This is a genomic window from Kribbella sp. NBC_00359 (genome assembly GCF_036097425.1).
In the GTDB taxonomy this organism is placed as follows: domain Bacteria; phylum Actinomycetota; class Actinomycetes; order Propionibacteriales; family Kribbellaceae; genus Kribbella.
In genome coordinates this window covers 7,926,026-7,940,220 of sequence record NZ_CP107975.1, presented here as the reverse complement: position 1 = coordinate 7,940,220, position 14,195 = coordinate 7,926,026, and the positions used below count along the sequence as shown (strand labels likewise).

The following is a 14,195-nucleotide window of genomic DNA, read 5'->3' as shown; positions in this document are numbered from 1 at the left end:
GAACACGTGTTCGGGATAGTTTGGTGTCCTGAAGGTGCGCCGGGCGGCCGAGTTGTCCACAGATTCGAAGTGGCGGCGAAAACTGTCCGAGCTGATGGATACCTTCTCTGGCGACACGAGAAGTCCTCCGGGCGGCTGGGAAGCGCCCCGACTATGAGATGGGTCAGGTGGCAGTCACATGGCTGGTGCAGCGGCGAGTGCGGAGCGCGCGGCGAGCGATCGCGAGAAAGCGCTTGCAACCGCGCTGACGCAGATCGAGCGGCAGTGCGGCAAGGGTTCGGTGATGCGCCTGGGGGAGCAGAACAGGCCTCCGATCGAGGTCATCCCGACCGGGTCGATCGCGCTCGACATCGCGCTCGGGATCGGCGGTCTGCCGCGCGGTCGCGTGGTGGAGATCTACGGTCCGGAATCTTCCGGTAAGACGACGGTCGCACTGCACGCGGTCGCGAACGCTCAGCGCGCCGGCGGTATCGCGGCCTTCATCGACGCCGAGCACGCCCTCGACCCGGATTACGCGCGGAAGCTGGGCGTCGACACCGACGCGCTGCTGGTCTCGCAGCCCGACTCCGGTGAGCAGGCGCTGGAGATCGCCGACATGCTGGTCCGCTCCGGCGCGATCGACATCGTCGTGATCGACTCGGTGGCCGCACTGGTGCCGCGGGCCGAGATCGAGGGCGAGATGGGTGACAGCCACGTCGGTCTGCAGGCCCGGCTGATGAGCCAGGCGCTGCGGAAGATGACCGGTGCGGTCAGCGGGACGAACACGACCGCGATCTTCATCAACCAGTTGCGCGAGAAGATCGGCGTGATGTTCGGCTCCCCGGAGACGACGACCGGTGGTAAGGCGCTGAAGTTCTACGCGTCGGTGCGGCTGGACGTGCGCCGGATCGAGTCGCTGAAGGACGGTTCCGACGTGGTCGGCAACCGGACCCGGGTCAAGGTCGTGAAGAACAAGGTGGCCCCGCCGTTCAAGCAGGCCGAGTTCGACATCATCTACGGCCAGGGCATCAGCCGCGAGGGCAGCCTGCTCGACCTCGGCGTGGAGCAGGGCTTCGTCCGCAAGGCCGGCGCCTGGTTCACCTACGAGAGCGACCAGCTCGGCCAGGGCCGGGAGAACGCGCGGAACTTCCTGCGCGACAACCCCGATCTGGCCAACGAGCTGGAGAAGAAGATCAAGGAGAAGATGGGCATCGGCCCGACGCTGGACCAGCCGGCCGACGAGGCCGCCACGGCCGAGGTCGATGTCGACTTCTGATCGACCCCCCGCGGGCGGCAGCGTCCCCCGGCCCCCAGCCGACGACGCTGCCCCCACGGCCCTGTCCCTACCCCACGAAGAACGCCTAGCCCTGGCGCGAAAGCTCCTGGCCCAAGGCTCAGCCGCGCCGTCCGACAGCGCCTCCCCGCGCCCCAACCGAGGCACATCCCCGAAGTCGCCGCGAGCTGCTGCCGACCGACAGCCCGACCCGGCTGCCCGTACCTCGAGGAGCGACCGCGGGGTCGCTGACCATGGCAGCGCTCCCGGCAAGCCGACCGCCCGCGCCTCCGTGCGCGACAGCAGTCCCGCCGAGCCCGACAGCACCCCCGGCCCAGCTGCTCGTGGGTCCACGCGCGAGAGGAGTCCCGCCGAGCCCGACAGGACTCCCGGCGACCCGGCCGCCCGCATCTCCGTTCCCGACGGCAGTCCCGCAGGGCGCGACAGCACCGACGATGATGCTGCCCCGGCGGCTCTGTCCCTTCCCCGCGAGGAACGCCTGGCCTTGGCGCGAAAGCTCCTGGCCGAGGGCATGGCCGCATCCACAGGGCGTTCCGGCACCTCCGCACAACCCAACCGAGGTTCCGCCCAACACGGTCCGGACCCGGCTGCACACGGCTCCACGCGTGACGGCGATTCGGCTGGTGACGGCGGTTCTCGCCTCGCCGGCTCTCCGCGAGACGGTGGCTCTCGCGCCACCGGTGCTTCTCCCAACGGTGGCTCTCGCGCTGGCGGTGCTTCCCGCGACGGTGGTTCTCGCGTCGGTGGTTCTTCTGACGATGGTGGCTCTCCGGGCGAGGGGCGTCGTACCCGCGGCCGTAGGTCGGGTGCGAGGGTTGTTGATCCGTGGGCCGATCCGGACGATGTCTCGGCTGACGACGACTTTGCGGGGTCGGGCTCGCCCCGACGCCGGGCAGGCTCGATCCGTCGAATCGCCGAGAACGACGAGGTTGCTGAAGCCGCGGCACGCAAGGCCGACTCCCGGGCAGCTGCCCAAGCCTTCGCAGCCGAGGACGAGCTGCCGAGCCGCGACTCGCGCCCGTTAGACCCATGGGCAGATTCAGATGACACCGCGTCTGTCGACGACCAACTCAGCCGCACCCGAAGCGCACGCCGATCCACGGGACGCGCGGCCGATTCCCAGGTGGATGCTGACGAGACGGCGTCCACCGGTGAATCGCTGAGCCAGGCGCGCGGCGGTGGCTCCGATGCGAAGCTCGTTGATCCTTGGGCAGATCCGGACGACACCGAGTCCGTCGACGAGTCGCCGGGTAGCTCTCGTGGTCGTGGTTCAGAGGCAGGCAGCGCCGATCCGTGGGGCGACTCAGAAGACGGTTCGGCTGACGAGGTTGCCGGACCTTCGGCCGACACCGGTGCCGTCGTACGTCGGGCACCGAACACCGCCGCCGGAGGAAGGTCCAGTGCCTCGGGCACCGAAAACGATGAGTTGGGTGCCGAGCAAGGCCTCGACCGGGCCCGGGACGCGGGCACCCGCGCTGGTGCCGTAGCGGATGCTGGCGCGGCGGGGCGTGCCGACGCCGGTGATGCGCCGCGTGCCGGGGCTGACCGGGATGCCGACGCTGGGCGTGCGCGCTCCCGAGACGCTTCGGCTGAGCGTGGTCGCGGCGTGCGTGCATCGGGTGGGGGTGCTCGGGTTGGCCGGGCATTGGGTGATGGGGATGGTGGGGCTGGGGACGGGTCGGCCGCGGATGTTTTGGGTCTGGGTGGGAGAGCTTCGAGTGGTGATGGCGGAGGTCTTCCGGGCGGGGGTCGGGCCGGGCGTACTGCGGAGGGGCGTGCCGCGGGTAGTGGTGAGGGGGCTCGGGTTGGGGGTGGCTCGGGTGCGGGTGGTGCGGGGGATCAGGCAGTGGGCTCTGGTGGTGCGCAGGGGGCTCGGGGTGGCGGAGGGGCTCGGGAGGTTGGCTCGGGGACGGGTTCGGGGGGCGGGGAGAGGAGGCAGCGGCGGACTGTGGGGCGGCGGGGGTTTGGGGGCGGGCGGGGGAGTCGGCGTGGGGCGGAGGGGCCTGAGGGGGTGGCGGATCCGGAGTTGGATGGGGTGGAGGATCCGGGGGTGGTGGCTCGGGGGATCTTGCTGGACAAGTTGACGGGGCAGCCGCGGACTCGGGCTGAGTTGGCGGATGTCTTGGCGGAGCGGGAGATTCCGGATGAGGTGGCCGAGGAGGTGCTGGATCGGTTTACCGACGTCGGGTTGATCGATGATGCTGCGTTTGCAAACGCGTGGGTTGAGTCGCGGCATCGGGGGCGGGGATTGGGGAAGCGCGCGCTGGCTCAGGAGCTGCGCCGGCGGGGTGTGGATGACGAGCTGGCGCGGGACGCGCTGGATGAGCTCGATCCTGAGCAGGAGGAAGAGACGGCTCGCGCTCTGGTTCGGCGGAAGTTGCGGTCTATGCGTTCGCTTGATCGGCAGGTTGCGATGCGTCGTCTGCTCGGGATGCTTGGGCGGAAGGGGTACCCCGGCGGCCTTGCGATGACGATCGTGAAGCAGGAGCTGGACGCCGGCCACGACGAGCTCCCGCTGCTGGATCCGTCGGGGCTGGAGCCGGACTGACCGCGGCTGAGTCACTCGTGCAGTTCGAGTACGACGCTCTGCACGACCAACTGCCGGCCGTGTCCTGGCTGATGACGGCGGGTGGTGTGTCCGAGCACCCGAAGGAGATGCCGGCGGCCGGGGCCGACTTCGTCGCGGCGAAGATCGCCGCGATCGCCGCCAACCCGGACGTGTGGAAGAAGACCGTCTTCATCCTGAACTACGACGAGAACGACGGCCTGTTCGACCACGTCGTACCGCCGACCGCTCCGGCCGGTACGCCGGACGAGTACGCTCTCGATCTCCCGATCGGCGGCGGGTTCCGGGTGCCGTGCATCATCGTGTCGCCGTGGACCGCGGGTGGTCGGGTGAGCAGTCAGAAGTTCGACCACACCTCGGTCGTGCAGTTCCTGGAGAAGCTCACCGGCGTTCGCGAGACCGACATCAGCCAGTGGCGTCGACCGGACCTTCGGTGAGCTCACCTCGGTGTTCCGCCAGGACCACGCCGCCAAGCCGCCGCTCCTCCCGGAGACCGGCTCGCGGCTGAACCTGGCCACCTATGAGACGGCCCAGCTGCCGGCCCCGACCTTCCCGGGGTCCGCGCAGGTCATTCCCCACCAAGAACGCGGCACCCGCCACCGCCTCTGACGAGCGAGCGTGACCAGGCGATCGCCCCATCGCCTGGTCACGCGACCCCGCCGATCACGCTACCCCGCCGATCACGCGGGCCCGCCGATCACGCGGGCCCGCCGATCACGCGGGCCCGCCGATCACGCGGGCCCGCCGATCACGCGGGCCCGCGGGTCACGCGACCCTGCCGGTCACGCCGCCCTCCACCGGTCACGCCGCCCCCCGCCGGTCACGCCGGCCCCCACCGCCGGTCGCGCCGCCCCGCGCCGGTCACGCCGCCCCCGCTGCCGGTCGCGTCATGTCGACGAGAGGTCGCGTCGTGCTGGTGAGGAGGTCGCGTCCAGCCCGCGAGAAGTCGCGTCGTGCTGGCGCGGCGGTCGGGTTGTGTCGGGGAGGGCGCGTCGTGTCGGCGCGGAGGTCGCGTCGTGCGCTGGCAAGGAGGTTGCATCGTGTCGGCGGGGTCGCGTCGGCGACGAGGTCGCGTCGGGCCGGCGATAGGTCGGTGGGGATACCTCCTTTTGTTCAAGTCGAGGGGGTGGTTGGCGGGGTAGCGTGACTGGCATGGCGACTCTGGATGACGTGGAGCGGCTGGTTGGGGCGTTGCCGGAGACTGAGCAGACGACGCGGTACGGCAACCGCACGTGGGCGGTCGGCGGCAAGGGGTACGCGTGGGAGCGCCCGTTCAGCAAGGCCGATCTGAAGCGGTTCGGCGACGAGACCCCGCCGGACGGCCCGATCCTCGCGGTCCGCGTGGAGGATCTTGGCGAGAAGGAAGCGTTGCTCGCCGCTCGGGCCGCCGACGGGTTCTTCACGATCCCGCACTTCGACAACTACGCCGCCGTACTCATCGAGCTGGACCAGGTCTCGGAGCCCGCCTTGAGCGAGGCATTACTCGACGCGTGGCTGCTCTTCGCGCCGCCGGCGTTGGCGAAAGCGCACCTCGACGCCACCGCGACCTAGTCAGCAGGTCGATCCGCACCGAGATGGCGAAGGTAGAAGCGGGCTGAGTCCTCGACCTCGAACCACGGCACGTGATGGTGGCTGCCGGTGTTGGCGTGGAGCGTCTTGTCTTTCGAGGCGAAGGCGTCGAACAAGTCGAGACCGGTCTGGCGGTGGATCTCCTTGTCGTCCCACGGGAGCAGGAACTGGATCGGGATGGTGATCTGACGCGCCGCCTCGGTCAGAGCGTCGTACACGAAGACCCCGCCGACGACCGCGGCGGTGATCCGGGGCTCGATCGCCATCAATGGAAGGCCGATCGCGCAGGCCAACGTCATGCCGCCGTACCCGATCGGTGCCTCGGGCCCGATCTCGGGCAGTGACTGGAGGGCGTCCAGGGTGGCCTGCCATTCCGGGACGTGGCGCTCGGCCAGTGAGATGTTGTACTCGGCAATGATCGGGCCCATCGGCTCGCCGGCCGCCCGAGCGTTCTGGAGGGCGGCGACCCACTCTTCGTCCTGCGCATTACGCGGTCGGTCGCCGTGTCCGGGTGCGTCGATGGCGGCGACGGTGAAACCGCAGGTGGTCACGTAGTGGTGAGCGCGGGCCACGAGTCCCGGTGCCTTCTTGTGCAGGCCGCCCGGGTGACCCATCAGGATCAGAGGCGCACCGGTGACGCCGGATGCGGGTGACCAGAGGACGCCGGGTACGTCGCCCAGCGTGAAGTTGCGTTCGACGACACCGTTCGACGATGTCTTCGTCGTGAAATGCATGGCTGTTGCCTTTCGGGAGTGCCTGTTGGTCGAGGCGCTCCCGGCGACGGCTACAGCAGTCGCCCAACCGTGAAAACGAAGAGAGCGCCCATGGGGGCCTCACCTCCTCGCGCGTCATGTCACGGACAGCCGAACGGTAGCAGTCCGAGTGTCACGTGGCCCACGCTTTTCAGGCCAAGGGCGAAGGTCTCAGGGCGTTGACGACGGAGAGTGAGGCCAATCGGAGGGGGTGCGAGCGGCGAGGGGCGTTGACGGGTGCGGTGTGACGGTGTGTTATCCGAAGTAGGGCCGGTGTTTTGGCCGGTCCGTAGGCTGGGGATTTTCCGTCGATCCGCCCCTGAACACCGCGGAGGGTGCAATGAACGATTTCCAGGAACAGGCGAAGAACTGGCTCCGGAATGTCGTCAAGCAGAACCCGGACAAGATCAAGGCCGGCGTCGAGAAGGCCGGAGACCTGGTCGACAAGCAGACCGGCGGGAAGTACGCGGAGAAGGTCGACGCTGTGCAGCAGAAGGTCGGCGGCCTCGTGGATTCCCATGCGTCCGAGAGCACCTCCGCCGAAGCGCCGTCCGCCGCCGACCAGGCGAGTGAAGCCGGTGCGGGTGGTGTCGCGTCGCCCGGTGGTGGCGGTGCGCCGGAAGCCGGGGTCGTCGGCGGAGAAGCTCCCGACCCGGCGTCCCAGCCGGACAGTTCGGTCGGCTCAGGCACGGAAGGCGCCGGCACCGGTGGCACCGCGACCGGTCAGACCGACGCCGGAACCGCCGGCACTGAGCCGCCGCTCGAGTCCGAGGGCGAACTGCCCGGCCCGCGCCCGTAGCCCGAGCCGACCTCCAGAAGCCGCGCTCGAGAACAGAGTCCGAGCCGACCTCCGCAAGCCGCGCCGACCTCGGGAACCAGAATCCGGGCCAGGCTCGAGAATCCGGGACGACCGCCAGAATCCGGAACCGGCTGCCGAAACCTTCGGCCGACTCCAACAGGTCGCCCCGGGGCTGTGTGGCGCCCGGAGGGGCTCGTTGTGGAGTAGACCAATGCGATTAGTGGTCTTGTGACGGGGAAGAGTGGTCTTCGTGCTCGCGGTGATCGGAGGCCGGGCTGCGAGTGTCCGTCTTGACCGCGTGGTAGGGCACGCCTAGCCTCGGAATCAGGAAGGGATCACTCCACCTGACGGTGGCGGATATAGCACCGGCGGGCCGGTTGATCCGGCTGACCGGCCGGACAAACGACACGTAACGCTCGACCGAGCTGAAGGAAGGACGACGGCGGCTCGCAGCGCCGTCGGATAGACGGCACCGCGGCGGACGGATCCGGCGGTGGCAGTGGCCATGAGCAGCGATCCTGGGTGACACATACCCAGCCAAAGCTCCGGCAGCGGCCACGATCGGCAACGGACGGCGCGAACACTGCGCAGCCTCGCACGGAACGCACCAGCGTTGTGGGCGGTGGCGCCGTAACGGAAGGACAAGGCACCGCCGGAGGCCGGTGGTGCGTTCAGCCGTATCTTCGACCGTACGAGTGGCGAGTCCCTTCGACCGACGCCAAAGTTCCGCCTGGGCGGAACTCGAAGGAGAGGGGAGACGCCGATGTCACTCGCGGCCTTGCCAACAGCGACGTCCCTCGGGCTGACCCTGATCGGACTGCTGATCGCCGGCTTGCTGGCCTGGATCGGCTTCACCCTCTCCCGCCGGAAAGCCGCGGACAGTTCCGCGGCCGCCGCCAGCGCCCAACTCGAGGCCGCCCACGTCGCCGCCGGGGCCAAGTCCGCGGCCGAGCTCGTCCGGCGCCAGGCCGAGGAAGAGGCCGCCGTACTGCGGGTTCGCGCCGAGTCGGCCGAGCAGCGTGCCGAGGAGATCCGCCGCGCCGCGGAAGACCGGTCCCTGGAGGTACGGCGGGAGGCCGAGCAGCGGGCGTCCGACGTACGGCGCGAAGCCGAGGCCGAGGCCCAGTCGATCCGGGACGATCTGCGCGAGCAGCGCCTGGAGATGGAGCGTCGTGATCACCGGCTGACCGAGCGGGAGGAGCGGCTCGACGAGCAGCACCGCTCGATCGAGGAACGCCAGGCCGAGCTGACCGCGCAACTCGCGGTTCTCGACCAGCGCAAGGTCGAGATCAAGGATCTCGAGGACGAGCGCCGCCGGATCCTGGAAGGCGTCGCGAACCTCACCACCGAGCAGGCGCGGGCCGAGCTGGTCGCGTCGATCGAGGCCGAGGCGAAGCGGCACGCGCACACGATCGTCCGCGACATCGAGCGGCAGGCGCTCGACGAGGGCGAGGTGAAGGCGCGCAAGATCATCACCGGCGCGGTGCAGCGGCTGGCGTCCGAGCAGACCAGCGAATCGGTCGTGTCGGTCGTGCACCTGCCGAGCGATGACATGAAGGGCCGGATCATCGGCCGCGAGGGCCGCAACATCCGGTCGTTCGAGCAGACCACAGGCGTGAACCTGATCATCGACGACACCCCCGAAGCGGTGCTGCTGTCCTGCTTCGATCCGGTACGGCGGGAGACCGCGCGACTGACCCTGGACTCGCTCGTGCTCGACGGCCGGATCCACCCGAGCCGGATCGAGGAGATCTACGAACGCAGCAGGGGCGAAGTGGCCGAGCTGTGCGAGCGGGCCGCCGAGGACGCGATGGCGGAGGTCGGCATCACCGACCTGCACCCGGAGCTGGTTCGGACGATGGGTCTGCTGCGCTACCGGACGTCGTACGGGCAGAACGTGCTCAAGCACCTGATCGAGTCCGCGCACATCGCCGGGATGATGGCAGCCGAGCTCGGGCTGGATCCGAAGCTCTGCAAGCGCGGCGCGTTCCTGCACGACATCGGGAAGGCGCTGACGCACGAGTCCGAGGGCAGTCACGCCATCGTGGGCGCCGAGCTGGCCCGCAAGCACGGCGAGAACGACGACGTCGTGCATTGCATCGAGGCGCACCACAACGAGGTCGAGGTACGCACGGTCGAGGCGGTGCTGACGCAGGCCGCGGACGCCGTCAGCGGCGGACGGCCGGGTGCGCGGCGCGAGTCGCTGGAGGCGTACGTCCAGCGGCTCGAACGGCTGGAAGAGATCGCGATGCACCACGACGGCGTGGAGAAGGTGTTCGCGATGCAGGCCGGCCGGGAGATCCGCGTGATGGTGCTGCCGGACGCAGTCGACGACATCGCCGCCCAGGTGATGGCGCGCGACATCGCCAAGCAGGTCGAGGAAGAGCTCACCTACCCCGGCCAGATCCGGGTCACCGTCGTCCGTGAGTCCCGCGCCACCGAGGTCGCCAAGTAAGATCAGTTGCTAGCGGCAACGATAGCGTCACCAGGTCCAGCGGGGCATCTCGCGGAGCGGGTGGAGGTCTTCGTCGGACTCGGCGTTCGAGTTCTGCATCGCGACCTGTGAGCCGAACTCGGCGTGCGAGTCCCATGCCGCGCGGAACCGTTCGTCGGAGGGGAGACCGGCCTTGTCGGCAGCTGCGATCATCAGCTCGACGAATCGCTGCCGCTGCGGCTCCGCGATGTGCAGCCCGCGGTGAGTGGCGACGATGTGGTCGAACCCGCCCAGCTCGTCGGTGTACCTCGCGGGACCGCCGAACACCTCGGCCATGAACGCGGTCAGGTGATCGACGTGCTCCGGCCGACCGTCACCGAACAGCGGCTTCAGGACCGGATCGGCCAGGACCGACGTGTAGAAGATGTCCACCGCGCGGCGCAGCGCGTCGTCGCCGCCGAGGTGGTCGTAGATCGTCGTCACGATTACATGATTACTGCGATTCTTCGGGAGGGGAAGAGCCTTCGGCGTACTTCGCTCTCCAGGCCGGGGGTTCGAACGGGGCGCCGTAGATGCGCGTCTCGCGTGCGATCCGGCCGTCGCGGAACTCGACGACGTTCGCGACGTAGTAGATGTCGCCGCCGTAGTCCGATCGGCCGAGGACGACGAAGTGGTCGCCTTCGCCGGTGATGCGCAGGATCTGGATCGACGGCGGCGCCGGATACTCCTGCTGCATGGCCCGCATCCGGTCCCGCCCGACGATGCGCTCACCCGACTGCGGCATCTCCAGGACGTAGTCGTCAGCACGCAGCTCGTGTTCCGCCTCGGCCGACAGCGCGAGCTGGTCGTCCGTAGGCCACAGGCGTTCGAGTAGTTCCCGATTGCGATCCATGAAGCCACCGTCCGCGCGCTTCTTCAGGCAACCTTAACGCCCTACCGCAAGCCTTTGTCGTCCCCGCGCAGATGGGTGGGAGTGACGTCGATGGGCTCGTCGGCGACCTGGTGCGGCGGCTCGGTGCGGTACTGCTTCTCCACCTCCGGGTCGATGACAGCTGTCTCGCTGCGCCGACGCCGATTGGCGAGGCGGTAGGACAGCCAGATTCCGGCGCCGCCACCCAGCATGATGATGATCCCCAGGGCGGTCAGGTTCAGCGTGTCGGACGTGTCGCGGACGGCGAAGGCGATGATGGCCCCCGCCACGATGAGTGCGATTCCGGCCCCGATCCGCATACCTGCTCCTTCCCGAACACTCGCAGTAGCTGATCCCACCCCCGGTGCCCAGACCGGGGGAGCATCATGCGCGAGCCGTCAGCGGAAGGCGGCCTGGCCGGTGAGCGCCTGGCCGATCACGAGCTGGTGGACCTCGGAGGTGCCTTCGTAGGTGAGGACGGATTCGAGGTTGTTCGCGTGCCGCATGATCGGGTACTCGCCGCTGATCCCGTTCGCGGCCAGGATGGTGCGGCATTCGCGCGCGATCGCGATCGCCTCGCGGACGTTGTTGAGCTTGCCGACAGAGACCTGCTCCGGGCGCAGCGTGCCCTTCTCCTTCAGCCGGCCGAGGTGTACGGCGAGCAGGATGCCCTTGTTGAGTTCGACGGCCATGTCGGCGAACTTCGCCTGGGTCAGCTGGTACGCCGACAGCGGCTTGTCGAACACGAGGCGCTCACCGGCGTACGCGACCGCGGTCTCCAGGCAGTCCCGCGCCGCGCCCATCGCGCCGAAGATGATGCCGAAGCGGGCCTCGTTCAGGCAGCCCAGTGGGCCGGAGAGTCCGCGCGCTTCCGGCAGCTGAGCCGACGCCGGCAACCGGACGTCCTCGAGCACCAACTCCGACGTCACCGACGCCCGCAGCGACATCTTCCGGGTGATCTCCGGCGCCGAGAATCCAGGCGTCGAGGTCGGTACGACGAAGCCGCGCACGCCGTCGTCCGTGCGGGCCCAGACCACCGCGACATCGGCCACCGAACCGTTGGTGATCCACATCTTCGAGCCGTTCAGCACCCAGTCGTCGCCGTCGCGGCGGGCATTCGTGCGCATCCCGGCCGGGTTCGAGCCGAAGTCGGGCTCGGTCAGCCCGAAGCAGCCGATCGCCTCACCGGCGGACATCCGCGGCAGCCACTCGGTCTTCTGCTCGTCGCTGCCGTACTTCCAGATCGCGTACATCGCCAGCGACCCCTGGACCGATACCAGCGATCGCATCCCGGAGTCTGCCGCCTCGATCTCCAGGCACGCCAACCCGTAGGCGACCGGTCCGAGGCCGGCACACCCGTAGCCGGTCAGGTGCATCCCGAGGAACCCGAGCGCTCCCAGCTCCTTCGCCAGTTCGCGCGCCGGAATCGACGCCGACTCGAACCACTCCGGCAACGACGGCCGCAACCGCTCGTCCGCGAACCGCCGCGCGGTCGCCCGGACGTCGACCTCCTCCTCGGTCAGCAGGGAGTCGACGTCGACGAGATCCAGCGAAACGGTCATGCCTGAACGCTAGCCGCAACGGGCTCCCGGATCACTTCCGGTACCAGGGCCACCACCAGTGCCGCTTCCGCGGATGCCGGACGGTCACCGAGCTGTGGCGCGCGCGGCCGGTGACGTACAGGTGGACGCCGTTGGGGGAGGACACGGTCGCCTTGTTCTTGGTCGAGCTGCCGTGCAGGTCGACGTCGTCGATGGTGACCGACCAGCCCTGCGGGATGATCATCACGATCGAGCTGTGCTGGATGTCGGCCGCCACCTGGACCTCGGGCCACTGGACCACCGCGTCGGTGAAGTCGAGCCGCACCGACGAGTGCCTCGCCTGCGTCACCACCCGCTCCGGCACGAGCCAGGCGCCCTCGCGCTTCTGCGAGCTGTGCGTCGCCTTGATGACGATCTCGGCCCGGTTGTTGCCGGACCGCACCGGCACCAGATCGGCCGTCGCGTTCCGCAGTTCGAGCTGCGTCTTCGCCGAGTAGATCTGGGTCAGCCGCTCGTCCAGCTCCTCGAAGTCCAACCGCCCGTCGCTGTGTGCTTCCTGGACCACGGCGGCGGCGCGCTCGCGGTCGTTGTCAGATGCCCGATGACCGGGCGGCGGCTGCTCCAGACTCATGCCCCCAAAGGTAGCGCCGCGGCAGGTTCCCGAGATCCGGCGAGGTCCAGGAAGCGGCCGAACACTCCGGACCAGATCCGCTCGAGCTCGGCGTCGTACCGCTCGGCCTCCGCGATCACGTCCTCCGGGCTGAAGCCCAAGGAGCGCAGCGTATCGACGCTCCAGCGCCGCACCCGGTCGGCACTGACCTCGGGATGGAACTGGACACCCCAGCTGCGGCCGATTCGCAGCATCTGATGCGGACAGCGTTCGCTGGACATCAGCAGCACCGCATCGGTCGGCAGCTGGGTGATCTGATCCTGATGACTCTCGATCGCCCGCACCTTCGCCCGCAGGCCGGCGAGCAACGGATCGTCCTCGGCGCCGGGCAGCAGGGTCAGCTCGGTGACACCCTTCTCCGGGAGGCCGTATTTGCCCAGCACCTCACCGCCGAACGTGTGCGCCAGCAGTTGCGCGCCCAGACAGATGCCGAGGACCGGCACCCGGTCCTGCTCCGTCGTCGAGCGCAGCAACTCGCGCTCGGCGGGCAGCCAGGGAGAGGCGTCGTCCGCGTCGGGCAGCATCCCGCCGCCGAGCAGGATCAGGGCGGCGTGGCCGTCAGTGCTCGCCGGGATCGGCTCGCCGTCCCATGCGCGGACGACGACCGCTGAGAGACTCCGCTCCTCGAGCCAGTCGAGCAACCGGCCCGGACCGCTCCCGGGATCGTTCTCGATCATCAACACTGTCGTCGGGTGGGTGGCAGCTTCAGACACAGTCGCCAACGCTAAACCACGGCGGCACACCGCGTTCCGCCGTACCGGGGTCGTCGTTCCGGGATACTGATGTGCCGGGGGTGACGATGGAGCCGATCAGTGGATTCGTGCGGGCCGTGGTGGGCGACGTTGCCTTCGTCTTCGGCAAAGGCATGGTGAGTGCGTTCCTGCTGGCACGCAGCAAGGACAGCTCGGTGGGACCGCGGCTGAACCTGCTCGTGCGGTCTCACGGTCAGTACGCCCCGCTGTCCATCCCCACTGGGACAGTCCCCGCCATTGACCGGGTGGTCGGACTCGAGGAGGCCCGGCCGGCGCCGCTGCTGACAGTCGAGTTCACTCCGGGCGACAGCGGGGCCGAGGCACATCTCACCGCCAACAACCCGGTGCTGATCACGATCACCGATGTCAGTCACCGCGAGTACGACGCTGTGGTGCTCACCACGGCGCTGGGCGGAGCGGCGTACGCGCAGCTGCCTCCCGGCTACTACCACGTGTCCGCTGTGGTCATCGACGAGTACGACAACCTGCTGGTCGGGTACGGCGCTCAGCACAACCTGCATGTGGACAAGGGCGACGACCTGATCGTCTCGCTGGCGATCCACACCGACGGCGTGGGCGAGATCGCGTCGGCGCTGGAGTCCGGACCACAGCCGGTGCTCGTGGGAGCGGACGGGGACGTCGTACCCCTTCTGGACCTGGTGCGGATCGGGCGGGCGCCGGACTGCGATCTGATCCTGGACCAATCAGAGGTGAGCCGGCACCACGCGGAGCTGCTCCGGATCGACGCCGCGACCTACGAGGTGCGCGATCTCGGCTCGACCAACGGGACCCGGGTGAACGGCGTACCGGTCGAGTCAGCGATGGTCGGCGACGGGGCCGAGATCCGCCTTGGGAGCCTCCCGCTGCGCCTCTACCTCGCGTGAACGCACCGGATCGTCACCATGGGTGCACACCTGGGACAATGGCGC

15 protein-coding genes are annotated in these 14,195 nt (G+C 69.1%); 8 read left to right on the top strand and 7 right to left on the bottom strand.

Features of this window, described 5'->3' with window-relative positions; genetic code table 11:
* Positions 1-178 precede the first annotated feature (178 nt).
* From recA to OG876_RS38555, 5 genes are all read left to right on the top strand, one after another.
* A complete protein-coding gene (gene recA, locus OG876_RS38575) occupies positions 179-1,255 on the top strand; it encodes a recombinase RecA (protein ID WP_328521666.1) in 1,077 nt (358 codons plus the stop codon).
* The gene (locus OG876_RS44185; RefSeq protein ID WP_442914055.1) at positions 1,242-3,821 is read left to right on the top strand and encodes a RecX family transcriptional regulator; all 2,580 of its coding nucleotides are present in this window, start codon (positions 1,242-1,244) and stop codon (positions 3,819-3,821) included. Before recA ends, OG876_RS44185 begins: the two co-directional genes overlap by 14 nt.
* Positions 3,822-3,838: 17 nt before the next feature.
* Positions 3,839-4,276: an alkaline phosphatase family protein gene (locus OG876_RS38565; protein ID WP_328521664.1), complete on the top strand. Its 438-nt coding sequence runs from the start codon at positions 3,839-3,841 to the stop codon at positions 4,274-4,276.
* Between the two features lie 10 nt (positions 4,277-4,286).
* A complete protein-coding gene (locus tag OG876_RS38560) occupies positions 4,287-4,448 on the top strand; it encodes a hypothetical protein (protein WP_328521663.1) in 162 nt (53 codons plus the stop codon).
* Between the two features lie 543 nt (positions 4,449-4,991).
* Positions 4,992-5,390 carry an MmcQ/YjbR family DNA-binding protein gene (locus tag OG876_RS38555; protein ID WP_328521662.1) on the top strand — a complete coding sequence of 133 codons (399 nt, stop codon included), beginning with the start codon at positions 4,992-4,994 and terminating at the stop codon, positions 5,388-5,390.
* Here OG876_RS38555 and OG876_RS38550 read toward each other — a convergent pair.
* Positions 5,387-6,142 carry an alpha/beta hydrolase gene (locus OG876_RS38550; RefSeq protein ID WP_328521661.1) on the bottom strand — a complete coding sequence of 252 codons (756 nt, stop codon included), beginning with the start codon at positions 6,140-6,142 and terminating at the stop codon, positions 5,387-5,389. The two genes, OG876_RS38555 and OG876_RS38550, sit on opposite strands and share 4 nt — an antisense overlap.
* A gap of 358 nt (positions 6,143-6,500) precedes the next feature.
* Here OG876_RS38550 and OG876_RS38545 point away from each other — a divergent pair, with 358 nt between their 5' ends.
* Both OG876_RS38545 and rny read left to right on the top strand, forming a co-directional pair.
* Positions 6,501-6,959: an antitoxin gene (locus OG876_RS38545; RefSeq protein ID WP_328521660.1), complete on the top strand. Its 459-nt coding sequence runs from the start codon at positions 6,501-6,503 to the stop codon at positions 6,957-6,959.
* Between the two features lie 763 nt (positions 6,960-7,722).
* Positions 7,723-9,414, top strand: coding sequence for a ribonuclease Y (gene rny / locus OG876_RS38540; protein ID WP_328521659.1), 1,692 nt, complete (start codon positions 7,723-7,725; stop codon positions 9,412-9,414).
* Between the two features lie 27 nt (positions 9,415-9,441).
* Here rny and OG876_RS38535 read toward each other — a convergent pair whose 3' ends face one another.
* The 6 genes from OG876_RS38535 to OG876_RS38510 all read right to left on the bottom strand — a co-directional run bounded on the left by OG876_RS38535 (position 9,442) and on the right by OG876_RS38510 (position 13,227).
* The gene (locus OG876_RS38535) at positions 9,442-9,876 is read right to left on the bottom strand and encodes a group II truncated hemoglobin (protein WP_328521658.1); all 435 of its coding nucleotides are present in this window, start codon (positions 9,874-9,876) and stop codon (positions 9,442-9,444) included.
* Between the two features lie 10 nt (positions 9,877-9,886).
* The gene (locus tag OG876_RS38530; RefSeq protein ID WP_328521657.1) at positions 9,887-10,285 is read right to left on the bottom strand and encodes a nuclear transport factor 2 family protein; all 399 of its coding nucleotides are present in this window, start codon (positions 10,283-10,285) and stop codon (positions 9,887-9,889) included.
* Positions 10,286-10,326: 41 nt separating this feature from the next.
* The gene (locus OG876_RS38525) at positions 10,327-10,623 is read right to left on the bottom strand and encodes a DUF6458 family protein (RefSeq protein WP_328521656.1); all 297 of its coding nucleotides are present in this window, start codon (positions 10,621-10,623) and stop codon (positions 10,327-10,329) included.
* A 78-nt stretch (positions 10,624-10,701) separates the two neighbouring features.
* Positions 10,702-11,865, bottom strand: coding sequence for an acyl-CoA dehydrogenase family protein (locus OG876_RS38520; RefSeq protein WP_328521655.1), 1,164 nt, complete (start codon positions 11,863-11,865; stop codon positions 10,702-10,704).
* 31 nt (positions 11,866-11,896) lie between these two features.
* Complete coding sequence (locus OG876_RS38515; RefSeq protein WP_328521654.1) at positions 11,897-12,475, bottom strand: DUF1707 SHOCT-like domain-containing protein; 579 nt, start codon at positions 12,473-12,475, stop codon at positions 11,897-11,899.
* A complete protein-coding gene (locus OG876_RS38510) occupies positions 12,472-13,227 on the bottom strand; it encodes a type 1 glutamine amidotransferase (protein ID WP_328521653.1) in 756 nt (251 codons plus the stop codon). Before OG876_RS38510 ends, OG876_RS38515 begins: the two co-directional genes overlap by 4 nt.
* Before the next feature lie 86 nt (positions 13,228-13,313).
* On the opposite strand from OG876_RS38510, the gene OG876_RS38505 reads away from it, so the two are divergent.
* The gene (locus OG876_RS38505; RefSeq protein ID WP_328527008.1) at positions 13,314-14,150 is read left to right on the top strand and encodes an FHA domain-containing protein; all 837 of its coding nucleotides are present in this window, start codon (positions 13,314-13,316) and stop codon (positions 14,148-14,150) included.
* The last annotated feature ends 45 nt before the right edge of the window (positions 14,151-14,195 follow it).

What these genes read in the sequence shown, in the direction of transcription:
- recA (WP_328521666.1), top strand. Translation starts at nt 179, where the DNA reads ATGGCTGGTGCAGCGGCGAGTGCGGAGCGCGCGGCGAGCGATCGCGAG.
- OG876_RS44185 (WP_442914055.1), top strand. Translation starts at nt 1,242, where the DNA reads ATGTCGACTTCTGATCGACCCCCCGCGGGCGGCAGCGTCCCCCGGCCC.
- OG876_RS38555 (WP_328521662.1), top strand. Translation starts at nt 4,992, where the DNA reads ATGGCGACTCTGGATGACGTGGAGCGGCTGGTTGGGGCGTTGCCGGAG.
- OG876_RS38550 (WP_328521661.1), bottom strand. Translation starts at nt 6,142, where the DNA reads ATGCATTTCACGACGAAGACATCGTCGAACGGTGTCGTCGAACGCAAC.
- OG876_RS38545 (WP_328521660.1), top strand. Translation starts at nt 6,501, where the DNA reads ATGAACGATTTCCAGGAACAGGCGAAGAACTGGCTCCGGAATGTCGTC.
- rny (WP_328521659.1), top strand. Translation starts at nt 7,723, where the DNA reads ATGTCACTCGCGGCCTTGCCAACAGCGACGTCCCTCGGGCTGACCCTG.
- OG876_RS38530 (WP_328521657.1), bottom strand. Translation starts at nt 10,285, where the DNA reads ATGGATCGCAATCGGGAACTACTCGAACGCCTGTGGCCTACGGACGAC.
- OG876_RS38525 (WP_328521656.1), bottom strand. Translation starts at nt 10,623, where the DNA reads ATGCGGATCGGGGCCGGAATCGCACTCATCGTGGCGGGGGCCATCATC.
- OG876_RS38520 (WP_328521655.1), bottom strand. Translation starts at nt 11,865, where the DNA reads ATGACCGTTTCGCTGGATCTCGTCGACGTCGACTCCCTGCTGACCGAG.
- OG876_RS38515 (WP_328521654.1), bottom strand. Translation starts at nt 12,475, where the DNA reads ATGAGTCTGGAGCAGCCGCCGCCCGGTCATCGGGCATCTGACAACGAC.
- OG876_RS38505 (WP_328527008.1), top strand. Translation starts at nt 13,314, where the DNA reads ATGGAGCCGATCAGTGGATTCGTGCGGGCCGTGGTGGGCGACGTTGCC.